Consider the following 17,525-nt stretch of genomic DNA (forward strand, 5'->3'; position numbering starts at 1 on the left):
TTTATTGAATTAGATTTACCTCGACATTCATTCCCGCTCTGAGGTTTTTTATCGCTGCTTCAGTGTCCTTATCAAAATCGATTCTGACCGGGATTCGCTGCTCTACCTTAACAAAGTTTCCCGCAGAATTGTCGATGGGAATATTCGAGTATTTCGCTCCTGTTGCAGCAGAAATAGCCGTAATAGTACCCGTCAGTTTCAATCCAGACAAGGCATCAACACGAATGTTGACCCGGTCTCCAACGATCAGTTTGGCCGCATCGCCCTCTTTATAGTTGGCTGTAATCCATTTTTCATCGCTTTTGACAATGGTTCCTATAGCTTGTGACCCCTGAATCAATTGTCCCTCTTGCAATAACATACGCCCCATAGTACCATCGTAAGGCGCTACAATAATGGTATAAGACAAGTTTAACTCCGCCATATCTAATTGTGCTTGAGCACGCTTTAGGGTCGCGGCACTGACGCTGACGCGCTGCCCAGCCTCTGCCGAAGTTAATTGACTGCTTTTGTCTTGACCTACTAAACTGTTGTATTTGGCCTGTAAGGCCAATTGCTCCGTTTTTACCTGATCGTATTGATATTTGGTCACCGCATCTTTTTCTAACAAATTCGCATAACGCTTTAGATTGTCTTCGGCATTATCCAAGCGCGCTTTGAGTTCTGCGATATTGGATTTCGCAACTAAAATATTGTTTTGTGCCGTATTCCATCCCGCGGAAACCACAGCACTACCCGACTGAGCCTCAAGCAAATTACTAAGCGCCTGTTCGCGCTGAATCATAAATTCCCGACGATCCAAAATCACCAAAGTATCGCCTCTCTTCACCGCTTGATGTTCGCGGTAACGAATTTCGCTGACATAACCCGATATTCTACTACTGACCGGATTGATAAATTCTTCCACCTGAGCATCATTGGTATACCCCTTCTCTCCCAATTGAAAAAAAGATACCACCGCCCATATAAGCACTACTACAACAATTAAAATACTTAAGCCGTTTGCGATGATCTTAATTCGCTTTTTGTTTTTTATTTTAGCCTCCATTTGCTGTCCGTCTGTTTATAAATTACCCGTTGTTCGTTCCAGTTTGTAAAAATTAAATATGCGTTCTGCCTGTCCGTTTTGCAACTGTAACTCCGCATTTAATTTCTCATTGCTCGCATCAATCATATCGACAAGCAAGGCCAATTGATTAAAATATTTTACTTCAATCTGCTCATAGTTTTCTTGAGCCAACTCCACATTTTTTCGATAGGTATCCATTTTTGAAATGGCTTCCTTATACTTGATAAAAGCATGGTGAACCCTCTGATCAATTTCTTGCAACTGCAGTTTTACAGCCGTTTCCGAGTACGAAATACCGTGTTTAGCCAAACTGATTTTTTCCTTGACATGGTATAGAGAGGAAATGTCGTATTTCAGTTTGAGCCCGATTTGATATTCATTTAAAAAGATATCTTGCGCCGGTACTACGATAGTCAATGGCCGCTGAAGGTGATTATCAGCGAAAAAATTTAAAACGGGTAATCGTTGTGCCTTAACCAAGTCCAGTTCATTCTGAGCCAACTGCAGTTGAAGCGCACTAATTCTGTTTTCTGGAAGCTTGGATACCGCTTCTGCCATCCAATCATCGTAAGTACGCTCGGATTGAATTAAGCGCTCATCTACTTCTTCTGGATAGATCTGTGTGTGTTCTGCTAATCCCAAAGTGACACAAAGCTCATGATTGATGATCTCTATCGAATTGTCAACTTCCTCTAGATTTAGTTCTAATCTCGACAATTGCAGTTGACTGCGAGTAATATCGTTATGGGTAACCATCCCCTCCGCATTTAAACTCTCAATGTTTTTTAAACGCAACAAACTCAATTTGATGTTTTTCTCAAAAACCACTTTTTGCTTGATCAATTTATACAAGTCCAAATACTTGCCAACCAGTAATAATTTGACATCAGCCTCGTCTTTCTCCAAATTCAGATATGCCACTTGACTCGCTAGACTCTCCTTTTCAATATTTTTATTAATTCTACCACCTGCAAAGATAATTTGAGTAGCCTCTAAACCGAATTTCATTCCGTTATGAGGCATCGCAGCGATTTCTCTGTTGTTGAAATGCGGATCCCAAATGGTGATATCCGATAGATAGGAATACGAAATGTCCGTTTCTATATCCGGTAATCGCGCGGATTTAGCCAGACCGATCTTCTCTTTCGACTGCTCAACACTCCATTGAGCTAATTTGATGCGCTCACTGTTTTTTGAAGTCAGCGCAAACAATTCGGAAATAGACAAATGCAACTCTTGTGCATAACTTCCTAAGGGGATTTGGAACAACAAAACAAGCGCTACTAAGGGTAACTGTTTTATTAAATCTGTTTTCATTTGATGTGATTCTCTTTACAGTCAACAAAGTTAAGGCTATAACTATATTTTGTGCAAAAAAAAATATTAGCTGCCATCATTTTTACTAAATCGACATCAAAAAAAAGAAATCGACAAACAATGCGCGGTAAAATGTCCAATAATCCAAAGATTTTGTCGGTGTTTTATTCAAAAAGCCTGCTATTATACAGTATGATTTCTCAGGCCGATATCACATACCTAATAGGTATAGCGATTTCTAAAAACACCAACACCCTCATTATACAAAACACTATATTTCAGTTGTTTAAAAATAAAAAACATAAAAAAAACCCTTTTGATTTTGATCAAAAGGGCTTTTTTATTCTAAAAGATGAAGCGGTTTATTTTTTGATAACCTCTTCAATCGGCACTCCAATATTTCCGTTTGGCTCTTCAATTTTTAAAATTGCAGCTAAAGTTGGAGCGATATCTACCATATGAGTTTCGCGATTGCTTTTTCCCTTATTCACTCCCCAGCCCATAAAAACTAAAGGGATATGTGCATCGTAAGACCCCCACGTTCCATGTGTAGTCCCGGTGCCATTCTCTGTTCCACTAAACCATTGCGGTTCTAAGATATACTGGATAACACCACTTCTCTTGATGTGATAACCGTTGATGATTCTTTCCTTGATTCGCGCAGGTATAGAAGCCATTGATGTTTTGTCCATATCCGTTACAAACGCTACCCCATCCATTTTTTTCATATAAGCCACTATGGCTTCACGGATATCCGATTCGTCTAATTTTTCATTGGCAATTAATGCATTGTTTAGATGCACTTGGTAGTTCATCAAACTATTGACTAGTTCCTTTTCACCAAATTTCAATTCCAACATCATATTGATTTCAGCTTTGTGTTTTTTGGTGTCAAAATAACCAGCATTTCCCTTTTTATCTCTAAAATAACGTGGGTTGTGCGCCGCACCATGATCGGCCGACAAAAACAAAGTGTATTCATCCTTTCCTATATGTTCATCTAAATAACTGATTAAACTGGCCAAATCAGCATCCAAACGCAAGTAAGTATCCTCTATTTCAATGGCATCTATACCAAATTGATGTCCGATATAGTCTGTTGAAGACAAACTCACTGCTAAGAAATCGGTTACTCCTTCTGGGTTTTTACCCAAATTTTCATTTTCAATTGCCGCTTTTGCCAAATCTAAGGTCAAGGTATTTCCAAATGGGGTTCCCTTAATCAAGTCCAATCCGTTTTCTGCCTTTAATTTGTTTAAATCTCTAGGAAATACCGGTGCTACTTCACCTTTAAACTTCCCTTCATATACCGTATTATCTGCGGTACTCAAGGTATACGTTTCTATAGGATATAGGGTATTCCAAGTTTGATTCAAGTATTTTTCAGTCGGTTTTGCAGCATTAAAATCCGATACCCATTTCGGCAATTCCTTCATATAAAAAGTACTGCTGATCCAAGTTCCCGATTGGCCGTCAAACCAGTATGCCGCATCGGCAAAATGACCCGCTGGTAAAATTCCCCCACGGTCTTTCATCGCAATTCCAATAACCTTGGATTTAAAATTAGTCGCTAATTTTAATTGATCTGTTATGGTAGAAGTCAATAGATTTTTTGGCGATTGCATACCGACTTTTCCCTTTACACCTACTCCCTCTACAGCATCATCCTGAGTACAATACATACTTTCACCAGAGCTCTGAATGATAAAATCATTTCCAGCAATTCCGTGAATAGCAGGTACACTACCCGTATAAATAGAACTGTGCCCAATTGCCGTGTATGTTGGCACGTAATTGATATAGGTGTTTTCACACGAAAACCCCTCATCTAAAAGTCTTTTAAAACCGTTGTCCGCATAGCGATCTTGAAAGCGATAGAGATAATCCCAACGCATTTGATCGACCACTACCCCTACTACCAATTTGGGTTTTGGCAAGGAATTTTGAGCAAAAGTTGCCAGTGAGAAAAACAGTGTAATCGTAACTAAAAAACCGGATTTTAAATTCATGTTTTGCTTTATTAGGTCAATTTGGTCCGCTAATATCTTAAGTGTTCTTTTGACTAAAAAAACATTTCTTAGCGCCTGTGTATCGTAAATTATGTAAGGATAAAATTAATCATAATAGTAGTTCAGCACAACGGTAGTTATTCAATTAACATTAGCTAAAGGCAATTCATTCATAAAAAACGATATCGCTTAAAGAAACCGTACTAAACGGCTACAAAATTAAAGGATTTAAAATTTTTAATGTTAGCTAAATGTTATATTCTGTCTGTGTTTAAGTGGTTCTAAACAAAAAAAAGATCAATAATTTCAATATCTTTGTGTAAATCCCATAAAAAACCTATGAACAACATTAAAGTAATCGCTTTTGATGCCGACGATACCCTGTGGAACAATGAACCTTATTTTAACGAGGCCGAGAAAAAATTTTGTATCTTATTAGAAGACTATTTATCACATCAAGGATTATCACAAGCTTTGTTTAAAACTCAAATAGACAATTTACCTTTATATGGATATGGAATAAAAGGATTTGTCTTGTCTATGATAGAAACGGCTTATACCGTATCTAATCATACGGCTAGTATTCGAGTGATTGAGAAAATCATTCAAATTGGCAAAGAGCTTTTGACCAAGCCCGTAGAACTTTTAGACGATGTTGAAGACACTTTACAACAGCTAAAACAGCGATATAAATTGGTTGTTGCGACTAAAGGTGACTTAAAGGACCAGCACCGAAAACTGCACCACTCTGGATTGGGGGAATACTTTCACCATATCGAAGTGATGTCAGACAAACGCGAGATTGATTATGAAAAACTATTATTGCGTTTGGATATCAAACCCGAGGAATTTGTGATGATCGGCAACTCTTTAAAATCCGATGTTCTGCCAGTGTTAAACATTGGAGCCACTGCTATTCACGTACCGTTCCACACCACATGGGCACACGAACGCATTGATCACGAGATCGTTCATCCGCGATTTTCAACCATTAAGAAGTTGTCTGAAATTATTGAGAAATTTTAAAAAGACCGCTGTTGTAACAGCTATAAAAAAGCCCCTGTCGCTCGTGCAACAGGGGCTTTTTACACTCCACTTTCTTCTTCTCTTTTTTTATATCTCTATTGAAGTTTTTTTAAAGCGTCTGTTATTAGAACAGCACTCCTAAAGAAACACCATAGGATTCATTGTATATTTTTAAGGTCTTAATACCCGGCGTGCCTTCGAGTCCATACGAATTTGCATTGTCAAATATCGGCGCAAACCCTCTGGAGTAATACGCTCCTATTGAAAATCGCTTTTTAAAAATGTAATCAATACCGGCTACAAAACCGTAATCCATTTTCTGTAAGTATTTATAGTCTTCCGTATCTTCAGGCCCTGTGCCAAATATTTCGTAATCCTTATATTTGTTTCCGTTTTCATCCCATGCCGTGATCGACGATTCGAGCAATACGTTGATATAAGGACCGGCATAAATTTCCAATCCACCCCATTTAAAGGTTGGCGAAATGGGATTTATCCTTAATCCCTTCATTTTTAGTTGGGCATCCATAACAACATCTTCTTCCAACTCTCGATCAAAACCGGCTCCATATTGTTGATAGAAGAGCTCATGTCTTAATGCGAAATGTTTGCCCACCGAATTGGAAACGCTAAATCCGACAAAAAAACTATCTTGTTTATCGGTTTTACCGTCTACGACCCATTGATCTAAATGTTTACCATATAAATCCGATTGAATCCATCCGGCTTTGATTCCGAATGAAGTATTTCCCTTGGCTTGATTCCCATCTTGTGCCTGTCCTAATAAAGGGGTCAGCAATAAAAAAAAGCCGATTACTATTTCTTTTTTCATCATCCTTATATTTTAAAATTCAATGTCCCAAATACCTACTGCTTTTTCGAGTTCTACCAAAGCCACCGCATAATCAAATCGCGCTTCAACATAGGCTTCACGCGTTTCATTATAGGTTCTTTGTGCATTTAAGACCTCTAAAAGACTACTCGCACCCCGTTGGTAGCTGTAAGTGATTCCATCTAAAACCTCTTTAGCCTCTGCCAACATACTCTGCTCAAACAGTTGAATTTGCTTTTGCTTGGTCAAATACGTACGAAGCGCTTGTGCGATTTCTTTTTCCAATTCGAGTTCTACATCGCGATATTCGAGTTCGGCTTGCTTTTGCTCGTACAAAGCCGTTTTCAGTGCTGCGTCTTTTTTGTTGGAAAACTTTAACGGAACAGATATCCCTGCTTTTACAGCAGTATGTCCCGGAGTTGGCGCCACTGCATTTCGGACAAAGGAGTTGTTTTCTACTCCCAAACTCAATCCCAAGTCCACCACGCGTTCTGCCTGTGCCAATCTAACTTCGTTACTTGAAACCGTTTGATTCTGTTTGGCAACCAGATAATCCGTACGCTGGTTTCTTGCCGTTTGCACCAATTCTGCCAAATCAAAAAGGCGGTCAAACTTCTCAAAATTACCCTCGGGTATATACAGCGAATCCGCTTGACGAGAAGCAAACATTTTTTTAAGCTCTAACAAACTATTCTCCCAATCATTTTCTGCATCCGCCACTTCGTTTTTCATCGATTTGGTTTCCAATCGACTCTGCACCGATTCGACTTTACTGATCTGTCCCAGTGTAAATCGAATGCTGTCGGATTTCGATATTTGTTTCATCGATTCGTAGGAATCCTGTTTGACATCCACCAACATTCTGTGCTGCAAACTTTCTAAAAAAGCGATGGTCGCCTCAGCTCTCAATTCTTGAAAATAATTCTGTAATTCGAGCGTAGCCAGTACTCTTTGGCTATTCGCCAAATTCTTTCTCGCTTTTCTCTTTCCGCCCAGTTCGAGATCCCAACTTAATTCTGCCTCAAAACCATAGCCCATTTCCATTCTTCGCTCGCCGTTATCAACCCATCCAAAACTCAGCTCTGGATCGGGAAATATTTTAGCGGCTTCCACTTCCGCATCGGCTATATCCAAGTTGTATTTTTCAGCTATATACCCTAAATTTTGTGTCCCTATTCGATTTAAAAAATCGTGATAAGTAATTTTCTGTGATGGCAACTGAGCCTTTTGCACTTGAGCCACTGCGTTGGGGCAAACCCATAACAGCAAAAAACAAGTTACCAACAGGGAAATCCATTTATTTTTCATACCTCGCTATTATTTGTATTTTTTAAGATGTTGTGATACCGCCCTATTCTACGAAATGGGCTTTCAACTCCTTATAGATCAAGGCGGTTTCAACAACTATTTTTCTTCTAAATCTTCCGGTTTTAAAAAGTCGGTCTCACTACCCCATTTCTTCTCAACCAGATAATATAGAGCCGGCAGAACAAACAGCGTTAGTAAGGTTGCAAATAAGAGCCCATAGACAATAACGGTTGCCAATGGCCGCTGCACATCCGAACCGATACCCGTGGCTAAGGAAGCTGGAAACAATCCTAAAACGGCTACTGTTGCCGTCATTAAGACCGGTCGAAAACGTTCTTTAGCCCCCAACAAAACAGCTTCTTTTAACTTGGTTCGCTTTTTTCGCTTTTGGTTGATGTGAGAAATCATAATAACTCCATTTTGAATAGCTACTCCAAACAAGGCAATAAACCCGACAGCAGAGGAAACGTTTAAAGACATACCGCGAATATTTAAAGCCAACATTCCTCCGAACAGTGCTAAAGGCACCACAATCATCAACAATCCCGCCTGTCTAAATTTACCAAAGGCACCATAAAGCAATACAAACATCAGACACAAGGTCAGCGGCACTATGATCATCAGTCGGTCATAAGCGCGGTTCTGATTTTCAAATTGTCCCCCCCATTCGATTTTGAATTTCTCGTGGTCGTATTGCACTTTTTGCTCTATTTGATTTTGAGCATCCTTTAGAAGCGAACCCAAATCGCGATTACGCACATTGAGTTTTACAGTCAAATGACGTCGATTCATCTCTCTGGTTATGGTGCTTTCTCCGGTACTGGTAATTACTTCTGCCACTTGCGACAAAGGAATTTTCGCCCCCGTACTTGAAGTCAACATCAAATTGGCGATCTTCTCCGGCGTATCGCGGCTGTCTTCGCTATATCGACAACTGATTTCATAAACCTTGTTTCCTATAAAGACCTGAGAAATGGCTTTCCCTCCAATGGCTACTTCTATCAATTCCGCTACATCAGCAACGTTTAATCCAAATTGTGCAATCTTCTCTCGGTTGGCGTGAATTTGAAGTTGCGGTAAAGGCGGTACTTGATCGATCGCCAAATCCACAGCACCATCAACGCCTTTAAGCGTTTTCATTACATCATTAGCAATACGTCGGGTTTCATGAAAATCCTCTCCATATACTTTGACTACCAATTCACTATGAGCACCGGCAATTTTGTCCATAACCCCATCGATCATCGGTTGTGCAAAACCAACAGTCATACCCGGTATAGTGGCATATTCTGCTGAAAGCTCCTCGATTAAATCATTTTTTGTTTTACCACTAGGCCATTCCGAATAAGGTTTTAATCCGACCGAGCATTCGTAATGTGATGGTGTAAACGGATCGGTTCCGTCATCATTACGTCCGGCTTGGACCATAATATAAGTCACCTCATCGTATTTCATGGTTCGCGCTCGTAAAGTATCACTCATCTCCTTGGACTTCTCAATAGAGATTCCCGGAGGAAGCTGTACTTGCAGCCAAATGGAGCCTTCATCTAAAGGCGGTAAAAAATCTTTTCCCACCTTCATCGTCAAGGCTACGGTTCCAATCAATATAATTAATAAGGGTAAAAAAACCTGTTTGGGTTTGGCAACGATTTTTTGGACACGGTTGTAATAACGTGCGGTTAATTTTTCTAACCAACGGTTGTGATATACTTTTCTGGGTTTTTTATAAACCATATAAGCCAAGCCCGGTATTAAGAATAAAGCAACTGCTAGAGCTCCTAATAAGGCATAACCCACTGTAAAAGCCATCGGTGTAAATAATTTTTTCTCTACACGTTCAAAGGCAAATAAGGGTAAATAGGCCGTGATGATAATCAGAGTGGCAAAGAATATCGGTTTAGCCACCTGCTTGGCTCGATCTGCTATCGATTTCTCTTTTAATACCTCATCAGGCTTCTCTTCCCGCTTTTTCAGTATACTCTCCATCATGACTATCGCACCATCTACAATGATTCCAAAATCAATTGCACCTAAGGAAAGTAGATTCGCCGGGATATTGGTAAAATGCATCAGTATAAAAGCAATTAACAACGACAAAGGAATCGTTACTGCTACTAACAATGCACCGCGCCAACTGCCTAAAAAGACAATTAAGACAATAATCACCAAGGCGATTCCCTCGATCAAGGTTCTTGAAACCGTGTTTAGAGTCGTATCAACTAAATCCGTTCGGTCTAGGAATACGTGGATTGCTACGCCTTCTGGTAAAATACCGTTGTTTAGTTCCGCTACAGCCACATGGATTCCCTCAAGTACTTCTGATGGGTTCTGTCCTTTTAACAACAACACAATTCCCTCTATACTATCGGAATAGTTTCGCTTGCGATCGGTATATCCCAAAACTCCCTTACGTTCCAAGTTTCCATATTTGAGATTGCCCAAATCGTTGAGAAAAACGGGTACTCCATCTTCAGCCTTAACGACAATTCTACCGAGATCCTCCAAATTCTTAATCAGTCCAATCCCCCTTACAACATAACCTAAATCTCCTCGGGTTAAGACACTACCACCCGCATTGACATTGTTATCTTCTACGGTTTCGACTACATCGCTTAGCGATAGTCCATACTGTTCTAATTTATGCGGATCCAGTTCAATTTGAAATTGGGTGGTAATTCCTCCAAAATTAGTTACCTCGGCAACTCCAGAAACCTGATTGATCTTCGGAATAATGGTAAAATTCTGAATATCGGTTAACTCGCGCAGACTGTAACCATCTCCCTCGATGATGTATCGATATACTTCTCCAATTGGAGAGGTCAACGGGTCTAATTCGGCAACCGCATCATAGGGAAGCTCCAAATCATTGAGTCGTTCTTGTATGCGTTGTCTGGCGAAATAATCGTCCACACCATCTTTAAAAACGATGGTGATCATCGATAATCCGAAAGTACTGTTGCTTCGCATAACATGCATACCGGGCATACCGTTTAACGCTCGTTCTATAGGTATGGTAATTTGCAATTCCATCTCTTCTGCGGCCAATCCAGGCACCTGAGTCACAACTTGTGACGTAACATCGGCAATATCCGGATAGGCTTCAATCGACAATTGTTTCCAAGAAAAATAACCGAAGATTCCCAACAAAAGAAATAGGGAGATTACCAAACCTCTTTTTTCTATAATTGTTTGTAATAAATTTTTCATCGCGTGCTGTTCGTTTTTATTTGGCTTGTAATAGGTATATTCCGCCTTCACTGATTACCTCAGCGTCGGTAGTCAAGCCATCTATAATAATGGTTCTATCTCCCGAGCTTCCGGCGCTGACTACATTTTGTCGTCGGTATTGATCTTCCGCCACTTTTACATAAACAAACGAACTGTCTTCATCTTGCATCAACGCTTTGGTTGGAATAAAAATGACCTCTTCGGGTTTGTCCATAAAGTTGACATTGACATACATACCCGGCTTTAACTTGCGATCTTGATTTTCTACTTCAATCATCACCTCAACACTTCGGGTTTCTTCATCAACGATTTCATTGATGTGATAGATAGTCCCTACAATCGATTGGTCTGGATAGGCCGATAGTTCAATATGAACCTGATGTAATTTGGACAAATGTTTGATGTCCTTTTCCTTAACCTTAGCAACGATCCACACTTTTTCCAAAGCGGCGATAATAGCAATAGGCTCGGCATCTTCTTTAATGTACTGGCCCAGAACAATCATATTGCTCACCACTTCACCGGCAATAGGTGCGCGAACGATTAGCGGTTGCCCCAAAACGACCTGATCCGGATCGATACTAAATATTTTTAGCGCCGCCCCTGCCTGTGTCATCGTGGCTTTTTTAGTTATAAATTCCGTTTCAGCCTCTTCGACTTCTTGTTGAACACCTACTCCGTTTTTCAACAAGTCTTTTTGTCTCTTTAAATTGAGCTCTGACTGTTTGAACTCTTGCTTGGCTTCGAAATAATCTTTTTGAGCTTCAAAATAATCCGGTGAACTAATTTCAAAAAGTGGGGTACCTATTTGTACCTTTTGCCCTACGCGAACAAACGATTTTTGAATTCTCCCAGCAAATGGGGGAGCGATCTCGGCATAATTATTTGGAATGGTCGTGACTACTCCAGCAGTAACTAAATGAAAACTAAATTCCTCTTGACTGACCTTAGCCGTTTTTATTCTTGTTTTCACATTGGACCCCTCCCGAAGTGTTATAATCTGATCGGAAACCTCAAAGGGCGCTTCTTCTTCTAAAATTGGTTTCTGTTTGCAGAAGGCAAACAAAAAACATAATCCTCCAACTAGTACTTTTTTAATCATGGTAACTCTGTTTTTGGTGAAATAATGGTTTTGAATTTATCAATTGAATGGACGCGTTCTCGTCCGATTTTATTTCCTTGAATTCTTTTATAATGCTGGTGCTTTCTTGCACGCTTTTTTCGATTTATAATAACTCCACGAAATCAATTTTTCTCCCGTTCGCTGTACGACAAACGGCAACAAATCATTTTGCTCCTGCTCGGTCAATATTTGAAACCAACTGCTTCGCTGTTCTGAATTCATGTTTTCAAACAATTCCGAAAATTGTTTTTTAGTGATTGCCTGAAAATAGGACAACTGCTTTTCCAGATCAAAGTGCATGAATATCAATACCTGGACTTCGCTGTCAAATTCCTCTAGCAGTTGCTTCAACAGGCTGTTTTCAACCATCGCAAGTACATCGCTGATCTCGGAAACCGGCATTTTTTTTAATAGGGGAACAATTTGAAATAGGTGATCGATCTGACTAGATCCAGCAATCCACGTACTCGGTGTTTTGGTGATTGTTTTGGCTGTTTTCATAGTCTTTGCTTTTATTCATTTACATGACTGATTACTTCCCAACTCACTTCAGAAACGCCATATTCCAATGATAATCGTCGCGCAATGCGCTCCATCATTTCGTCATTTTTACCGTTTGCTAAAATTTCTGAGGTTAAATAGGAATAGGCAGGATTGCCATTATCACTGCTCTTTAAAGAGCGAAGTTGTAGATTGGGTTCGTTTTTCAAAGCACTCAACATCAATACTCTGACGTGATTCTCCACTTGTTCTTTGCAACCGACTATCAGTTGATACAAGGGCTCATTAGAATCTACTTTTGCGAAGGAAATTCGATTGATTCGATTTCCCAGTGCTCGCATACTGATGTGAATAAAGACAATGATTAAGGTCAGGAAAACCGCTTGTTGCCATAGTCCCGCACCCGATAAGGAGCCCACAGCGGCGGAACACCAAATGGTGGCAGCGGTATTAAGTCCGCGGATACTCATCCCGGATTTCATGATGACTCCCGCCCCGAGAAAACCAATTCCCGTTACGATTTGTCCCGCCACTCGAGATGGATCGCCCTCTATACCCGTAAGGGAAAGGGAAAGCAGTATAAAACTAGCCGCTCCAACGGCAACCAAGGTATTGGTTCTAAGTCCTGCACTTTTTTGTCTGAATTGGCGTTCGGCTCCAACTAAGGTTCCCAATATAAACGCCAATGTTAATCGGAAAATAAATTCTGTAATAACCATAACTCTTTTTTTGTGTTTCATCAAAAACACAACTGCGTCATGATTTTGATTAACTAATTAAATTTCGTCCTATTGGGATCTGCTTCCATGTTTATTTTTTTGATGTTGCAAATGTATAGGATACACAAAAAAGAGGCTGTTAGAAAGCCCTTAGAAAAAAATTAGAATCTCATTAGAGATTAAAGATGCGGTAAGGTTATGGTAAAGGTGGTTCCGTGATTTTTTTGAGAAACCACGTTGATTTGTCCCTGATGAAGTTCAATGATTTTTTTGGTCAGCGAAAGTCCAATCCCGTTTCCAGCAAAAGAATTGGCCGTACTGCCTCGGTAAAAAGCCGTGAATATATGTTCCAACTCTTCAGCAGCGATACCGATACCTCGGTCGGTAAAAGTGACCGTCATATCCGATTCGTCTGACGAGATCAAAACACTGCATTGATGGTCGTCTGAAAATTTACAGGCATTTTCCAGTAAGTTGACAAAAGCCACCTGAAGTAAATACGGATTGCCATAGGCCGAAATCCATTGTTCCAATTCCAAGTCCTCTTGAAAATTCAAGTGGATTTTATAGTCCGCCTGCGATTGCTGTAATTGCTGACAGGCGTCTAGCAAAACCTCATCAACCCGTATTTCTTTAAAGGCTATTTCCGAGCGGTCATAATGCGCTTTGGCGAAGTCCAACAAGCTGTTGGACAATTTGACAATACGCTCGGCATCTAGTAGGGCGTTGTTGATGGTACTCACATATTCATCAACCGTTAAATCGCGCCGTTGAGACAATTCCAATTCGGCGATAATCGCTGCCAATGGCGTTCTCAATTCGTGGGAGATATTGGAAACAAATTGTTTTTGGGCGTCGAACGAGTCTTCCAATCGGTCGAGCATGGCGTTAAAGGTTTGTCCCAAGCGAAACAATTCGTCTTTATAACGCGGTGGCTTGATGCGCAAATCCAGATTGGTTACCGAAATTTTATTGACCTCATCGATGATATCCTGAACGGGTTTTAGAGCGCGATTGGACAGAAAATATCCCGCGGCAAAAATAAATACCGTCGATACCAAAGTCATCAACAGTATGTTTTTTAATAAGTTTTGTTGTTTTTTAAAACCGTATTCATCGAAAGCCGTAGCGGTAACCACATAATCCTGATTGTTAAAACGGTACTTCAATCCGATCACCTGCCAGCGATCTTGATAGAATTTTAGAGACCCTTTTTCATAAATATCATCGACCATAGCCTTGGTTTCCTTGACCATATCGATTTCAACGGCATCGTGATACAGCAAGTGAAATGAGGTATCGTAAACCGCCACTTCCACTTCGTGTAGTATTTGTCTGTTGTTGCTGTAAATTTGATGTAGGGTTTCGGGAGAGATCTGTGCTCCTAAAAAAAGGTTGGCCTTGGTAATGGCTTCCTTTTGTAAAACCAAATAAAATTCTTTCTCGCGACTCTTTTCCGATGACCAATAGAGTACCGCAGCAAAGACAAGCAAAATCGCCACTGCCAATACGGTAAATAATATGGTCAAACGGATTTTAATCTTCATTGGCCTTCAAGATAAAGCCCATACCGGCTTTGGTATGGATTAGTTTTTTATCAAAATCACGATCTACTTTTTTGCGCAAATAATTGATGTACACATCGATAAAATTCGTTCCGGTATCAAAATGGGTATCCCACACTTTCTCGGCAATTTCCGTGCGTGCTAAGACTCTTTCGGCATGTTCCATCATGTATTGCAACAGATTGAACTCCTTGGGTGTCAGATGAATTTCAATTCCTTGCCTTTTCAATTGTTTGGCGTGGAGATCCAATTCCAAATCGGCATAGGTCAACAGGTGGGACACGGGTTTGTGTTTGGTATCAAAACGCTTGAGTAAAGCGCGAACGCGAACGTGCAGTTCTCGCAACTCAAAGGGTTTGACCAAATAGTCTTCCGCTCCAGCATCGAAACCCTCGACCTTATCGTCGGTAGTTCCCAAAGCCGTCAGCATGATAATCGGAGTTTGTGGCAAGTGCTGCTTTAATTCTTTACACAAGTCAATACCGTTGATCTGCGGTAGAATCACATCGGTTATAATCAGGTCATAGGCATGCTGCAAAGCCAGTTTGCGCCCCATAAACCCATCATAGGCCACGGTAACGTCATAGGCCTGCTCCTCTAAACCGCGCTTGAGCAATTCCGCCATGCGGGTGTCGTCTTCTATTACTAATATCTTTATCACTATACAAAGGTAAAAGGATATTTCTTTAATTCCCAACACTCTAGCTTTTTCATGCTAAGTTTTGGCGTATTACAAGATATCGATTGTTAAAATGGTATTTTATTCCCAAGCCTACTTGGTATTTTTAAACTAAAAATACTATATTTGATTGCATAACAGCTCGTACTATGTCACAGTCAAAAATACATCAAGGTCGAAATATAAAACGTTTCCGTGAAATGCTCGGTATCAAGCAAGAGGCTTTGGCCTTTGAACTCGGTGAGGACTGGAATCAGAAAAAAATATCGGTACTCGAACAAAAACAAGATATAGAAGTTGGTATTTTACGTCAGGTGTCTGAGATACTCAAGATACCCGTAGAAGCTATTGAAAATTTTGATGAAGAATCGGCTATAAATATTATCTCCAACATTTTTCACGATAATTCAGCAGCTATAAGTAACTACCCTACTTTTCATCCCGTGGATAAAATCATTGAAATCCACGAGCAAAAAATTGCGCTTTACGAACGTATGCTTCAAGAAAAAGATGCGATGATGCAGAAATTAGAACAATTAATCGAACGCAATAAATAGGAGGTTTTCAAATTGATTTTTCAGGGTATTGGTATAACTACCTTGGGCAAGAAGATTGACTTCGTCGAATCTTCGATTTCGCGTTGTAGCGTATCCGGAGATTTTTAATACTCCCCTGCTACCGCACGAATCCTTTCGTGTGGTACTTAAAAAACTATGCCACCTCTCCAAATAAAATTCGACAGAGTCAGTCCTTTCGTGTGGCAAAACTAACAATATCAATGCATTTTCATAAAAAGAGTAGTAATATACGAAGAAACCTGATCTATTTTGACATAATCAGAAGACCTACTTTTATCGATAAACCGCCTTTGTAAACACAAAACTCCCAACATAATTGAGAGTTCTTGTATATAATGCAGATCACGCGAGAGGACTCGCGCAGTAGCGTATCTGGAGATTTTTAATACTTGCAAACCAGTGGGGGCGCGGTAGCGGGGTGGACTCGCGCGGTAGCGTAGAAGCGGATGTTGAAACTAATCAATTACAACCACTTTCTTTTTAATTTCCTGAATTTTCCTATCGTAATGTATAGAATCTCGTTTCCCAGAATCATTATAGAAATTATACATAATACGATCTTCAATTAATGCCAAAAACACAAAACTTCCTTTTTCAGTAAATCTAACATTCTCTAAAACAAATAGTTTATTGGGAATCAAAATTGAGTCTTTTAACACTATATCGTGATTTTCAATCTTATTACCAATCTTAATTGGGAGGTAATAATTAAATGTAATGGTCCTAAAATTAACTGTATCTACCATTGGCTCAACAATATTATCAAAATCACTTGAAAATCTAAAAATCGCCTCATAAGCTTGATTTACTTTTACTGTATCAGGAAACACTAAAGCATATTTAATACTATTCTCTGATAATTTAGAGCGTTTTTCTGTAAGTTTGATACCTTTATACTTTTCAAAAAGAATCATTTCATCCCTATCCTTTTTACACGATATGGAAATCAATAAAAACATTAATAATAGAAAGTAATTGACTGTTTTCATTCTAACTTGTATTTTTTGTTCAACATTCTTGATTTGTTTGACATTTTTAACGAATCATCAGTACTAACTCTATTCCAGTCAGCACTTTTAATCCTACTTTTAAGTAAAACAGTATCTTTCAATGTAGGAACTACATCATAAGGCAAATTTGTATAAGGTATTATTCTGGTATGATAACTTTTATAAGTATGCTTAACCTATTCATTTGATGAATCAGTATTATCATTTCCATACAGACCCCCCGCTGCCGCACGAATCCCCCCGCTGCCGCACGAATCCCCCCGCTGCCGCACGAAATCGAAGATTCGACGAAGTCAATCCTTTCGTGTGGCAAATCAATATACATATATTCCTCTCTTAAAAACGCAAGTAATATACAAAAAACCTAATTCTATTTTACGGAAGTCAGAAGACCTACTGTTGTAGACAAACTGTCTTTGTAAACACAAAACTCTCAACAGGATTGAGAGTTTTTTATTTGATATATACCACGCGAGAGGACCCATAAATCCGCAACTGACTGTTAATAAAAAAGGTAAATATTTAATAGTCAATTCTTTGCGATCTTAATGTAATCACCTA

14 protein-coding genes are annotated in these 17,525 nt (G+C 39.6%); 2 read left to right on the forward strand and 12 right to left on the reverse strand.

Features of this window, described 5'->3' with window-relative positions; all coding sequences use genetic code 11:
• Position 1: 1 nt before the first annotated feature.
• From L1275_RS16140 to pafA, 3 genes are all read right to left on the reverse strand, one after another.
• Positions 2–1,048 carry an HlyD family secretion protein gene (locus tag L1275_RS16140; RefSeq protein ID WP_253475866.1) on the reverse strand — a complete coding sequence of 349 codons (1,047 nt, stop codon included), beginning with the start codon at positions 1,046–1,048 and terminating at the stop codon, positions 2–4.
• Positions 1,049–1,063: 15 nt separating this feature from the next.
• Positions 1,064–2,386: a TolC family protein gene (locus L1275_RS16145; protein ID WP_253475869.1), complete on the reverse strand. Its 1,323-nt coding sequence runs from the start codon at positions 2,384–2,386 to the stop codon at positions 1,064–1,066.
• A gap of 362 nt (positions 2,387–2,748) precedes the next feature.
• Positions 2,749–4,395 carry an alkaline phosphatase PafA gene (gene pafA / locus L1275_RS16150; RefSeq protein WP_253475872.1) on the reverse strand — a complete coding sequence of 549 codons (1,647 nt, stop codon included), beginning with the start codon at positions 4,393–4,395 and terminating at the stop codon, positions 2,749–2,751.
• Positions 4,396–4,734: 339 nt separating this feature from the next.
• Between pafA and L1275_RS16155 the strand changes: the two genes are divergently transcribed.
• Entirely contained in the window at positions 4,735–5,421 is a 687-nt protein-coding gene (locus L1275_RS16155; protein ID WP_253475875.1) for an HAD family hydrolase, read from the forward strand.
• Between the two features lie 124 nt (positions 5,422–5,545).
• Here the strand turns inward: L1275_RS16155 and L1275_RS16160 are convergent, their stop codons facing one another.
• The 8 genes from L1275_RS16160 to L1275_RS16195 all read right to left on the reverse strand — a co-directional run bounded on the left by L1275_RS16160 (position 5,546) and on the right by L1275_RS16195 (position 15,358).
• Positions 5,546–6,253, reverse strand: coding sequence for an outer membrane beta-barrel protein (locus tag L1275_RS16160; RefSeq protein ID WP_253475878.1), 708 nt, complete (start codon positions 6,251–6,253; stop codon positions 5,546–5,548).
• Between the two features lie 12 nt (positions 6,254–6,265).
• A complete protein-coding gene (locus L1275_RS16165) occupies positions 6,266–7,561 on the reverse strand; it encodes a TolC family protein (protein WP_253475881.1) in 1,296 nt (431 codons plus the stop codon).
• Positions 7,562–7,657: 96 nt separating this feature from the next.
• On the reverse strand, positions 7,658–10,768 hold the full coding sequence (locus L1275_RS16170; protein WP_253475884.1) for an efflux RND transporter permease subunit: 3,111 nt from the start codon (positions 10,766–10,768) through the stop codon (positions 7,658–7,660).
• Between the two features lie 16 nt (positions 10,769–10,784).
• Positions 10,785–11,891 (reverse strand): efflux RND transporter periplasmic adaptor subunit, encoded by a 1,107-nt coding sequence (locus L1275_RS16175; RefSeq protein WP_253475887.1) that lies wholly within the window; start codon positions 11,889–11,891, stop codon positions 10,785–10,787.
• An 87-nt stretch (positions 11,892–11,978) separates the two neighbouring features.
• On the reverse strand, positions 11,979–12,413 hold the full coding sequence (locus tag L1275_RS16180) for a magnesium transporter MgtE N-terminal domain-containing protein (RefSeq protein WP_253475890.1): 435 nt from the start codon (positions 12,411–12,413) through the stop codon (positions 11,979–11,981).
• Positions 12,414–12,424: 11 nt separating this feature from the next.
• Entirely contained in the window at positions 12,425–13,132 is a 708-nt protein-coding gene (locus tag L1275_RS16185) for an MgtC/SapB family protein (RefSeq protein WP_253475893.1), read from the reverse strand.
• Positions 13,133–13,311: 179 nt separating this feature from the next.
• A complete protein-coding gene (locus tag L1275_RS16190; protein ID WP_253475896.1) occupies positions 13,312–14,679 on the reverse strand; it encodes an ATP-binding protein in 1,368 nt (455 codons plus the stop codon).
• Positions 14,669–15,358 (reverse strand): response regulator transcription factor, encoded by a 690-nt coding sequence (locus tag L1275_RS16195; protein ID WP_371923508.1) that lies wholly within the window; start codon positions 15,356–15,358, stop codon positions 14,669–14,671. The genes L1275_RS16190 and L1275_RS16195 overlap by 11 nt, the downstream gene beginning before the upstream one ends.
• 167 nt (positions 15,359–15,525) lie before the next feature.
• Between L1275_RS16195 and L1275_RS16200 the strand changes: the two genes are divergently transcribed.
• Entirely contained in the window at positions 15,526–15,933 is a 408-nt protein-coding gene (locus L1275_RS16200) for a helix-turn-helix domain-containing protein (protein WP_253475899.1), read from the forward strand.
• 476 nt (positions 15,934–16,409) lie between these two features.
• Here the strand turns inward: L1275_RS16200 and L1275_RS16205 are convergent, their stop codons facing one another.
• Positions 16,410–16,943 (reverse strand): hypothetical protein, encoded by a 534-nt coding sequence (locus L1275_RS16205; RefSeq protein ID WP_253475920.1) that lies wholly within the window; start codon positions 16,941–16,943, stop codon positions 16,410–16,412.
• Between the last annotated feature and the right edge of the window lie 582 nt (positions 16,944–17,525).

This window comes from Flavobacterium sp. HSC-61S13 (assembly GCF_024171535.1).
Taxonomy (GTDB): domain Bacteria; phylum Bacteroidota; class Bacteroidia; order Flavobacteriales; family Flavobacteriaceae; genus Flavobacterium.

Bases quoted from the DNA above. Each gene is read 5' to 3' on its own strand.
- L1275_RS16140 (WP_253475866.1), bottom strand. From the start codon at position 1,048: ATGGAGGCTAAAATAAAAAACAAAAAGCGAATTAAGATCATCGCAAAC.
- L1275_RS16145 (WP_253475869.1), bottom strand. From the start codon at position 2,386: ATGAAAACAGATTTAATAAAACAGTTACCCTTAGTAGCGCTTGTTTTG.
- pafA (WP_253475872.1), bottom strand. From the start codon at position 4,395: ATGAATTTAAAATCCGGTTTTTTAGTTACGATTACACTGTTTTTCTCA.
- L1275_RS16155 (WP_253475875.1), top strand. From the start codon at position 4,735: ATGAACAACATTAAAGTAATCGCTTTTGATGCCGACGATACCCTGTGG.
- L1275_RS16160 (WP_253475878.1), bottom strand. From the start codon at position 6,253: ATGAAAAAAGAAATAGTAATCGGCTTTTTTTTATTGCTGACCCCTTTA.
- L1275_RS16165 (WP_253475881.1), bottom strand. From the start codon at position 7,561: ATGAAAAATAAATGGATTTCCCTGTTGGTAACTTGTTTTTTGCTGTTA.
- L1275_RS16170 (WP_253475884.1), bottom strand. From the start codon at position 10,768: ATGAAAAATTTATTACAAACAATTATAGAAAAAAGAGGTTTGGTAATC.
- L1275_RS16175 (WP_253475887.1), bottom strand. From the start codon at position 11,891: ATGATTAAAAAAGTACTAGTTGGAGGATTATGTTTTTTGTTTGCCTTC.
- L1275_RS16180 (WP_253475890.1), bottom strand. From the start codon at position 12,413: ATGAAAACAGCCAAAACAATCACCAAAACACCGAGTACGTGGATTGCT.
- L1275_RS16185 (WP_253475893.1), bottom strand. From the start codon at position 13,132: ATGGTTATTACAGAATTTATTTTCCGATTAACATTGGCGTTTATATTG.
- L1275_RS16190 (WP_253475896.1), bottom strand. From the start codon at position 14,679: ATGAAGATTAAAATCCGTTTGACCATATTATTTACCGTATTGGCAGTG.
- L1275_RS16200 (WP_253475899.1), top strand. From the start codon at position 15,526: ATGTCACAGTCAAAAATACATCAAGGTCGAAATATAAAACGTTTCCGT.
- L1275_RS16205 (WP_253475920.1), bottom strand. From the start codon at position 16,943: ATGAAAACAGTCAATTACTTTCTATTATTAATGTTTTTATTGATTTCC.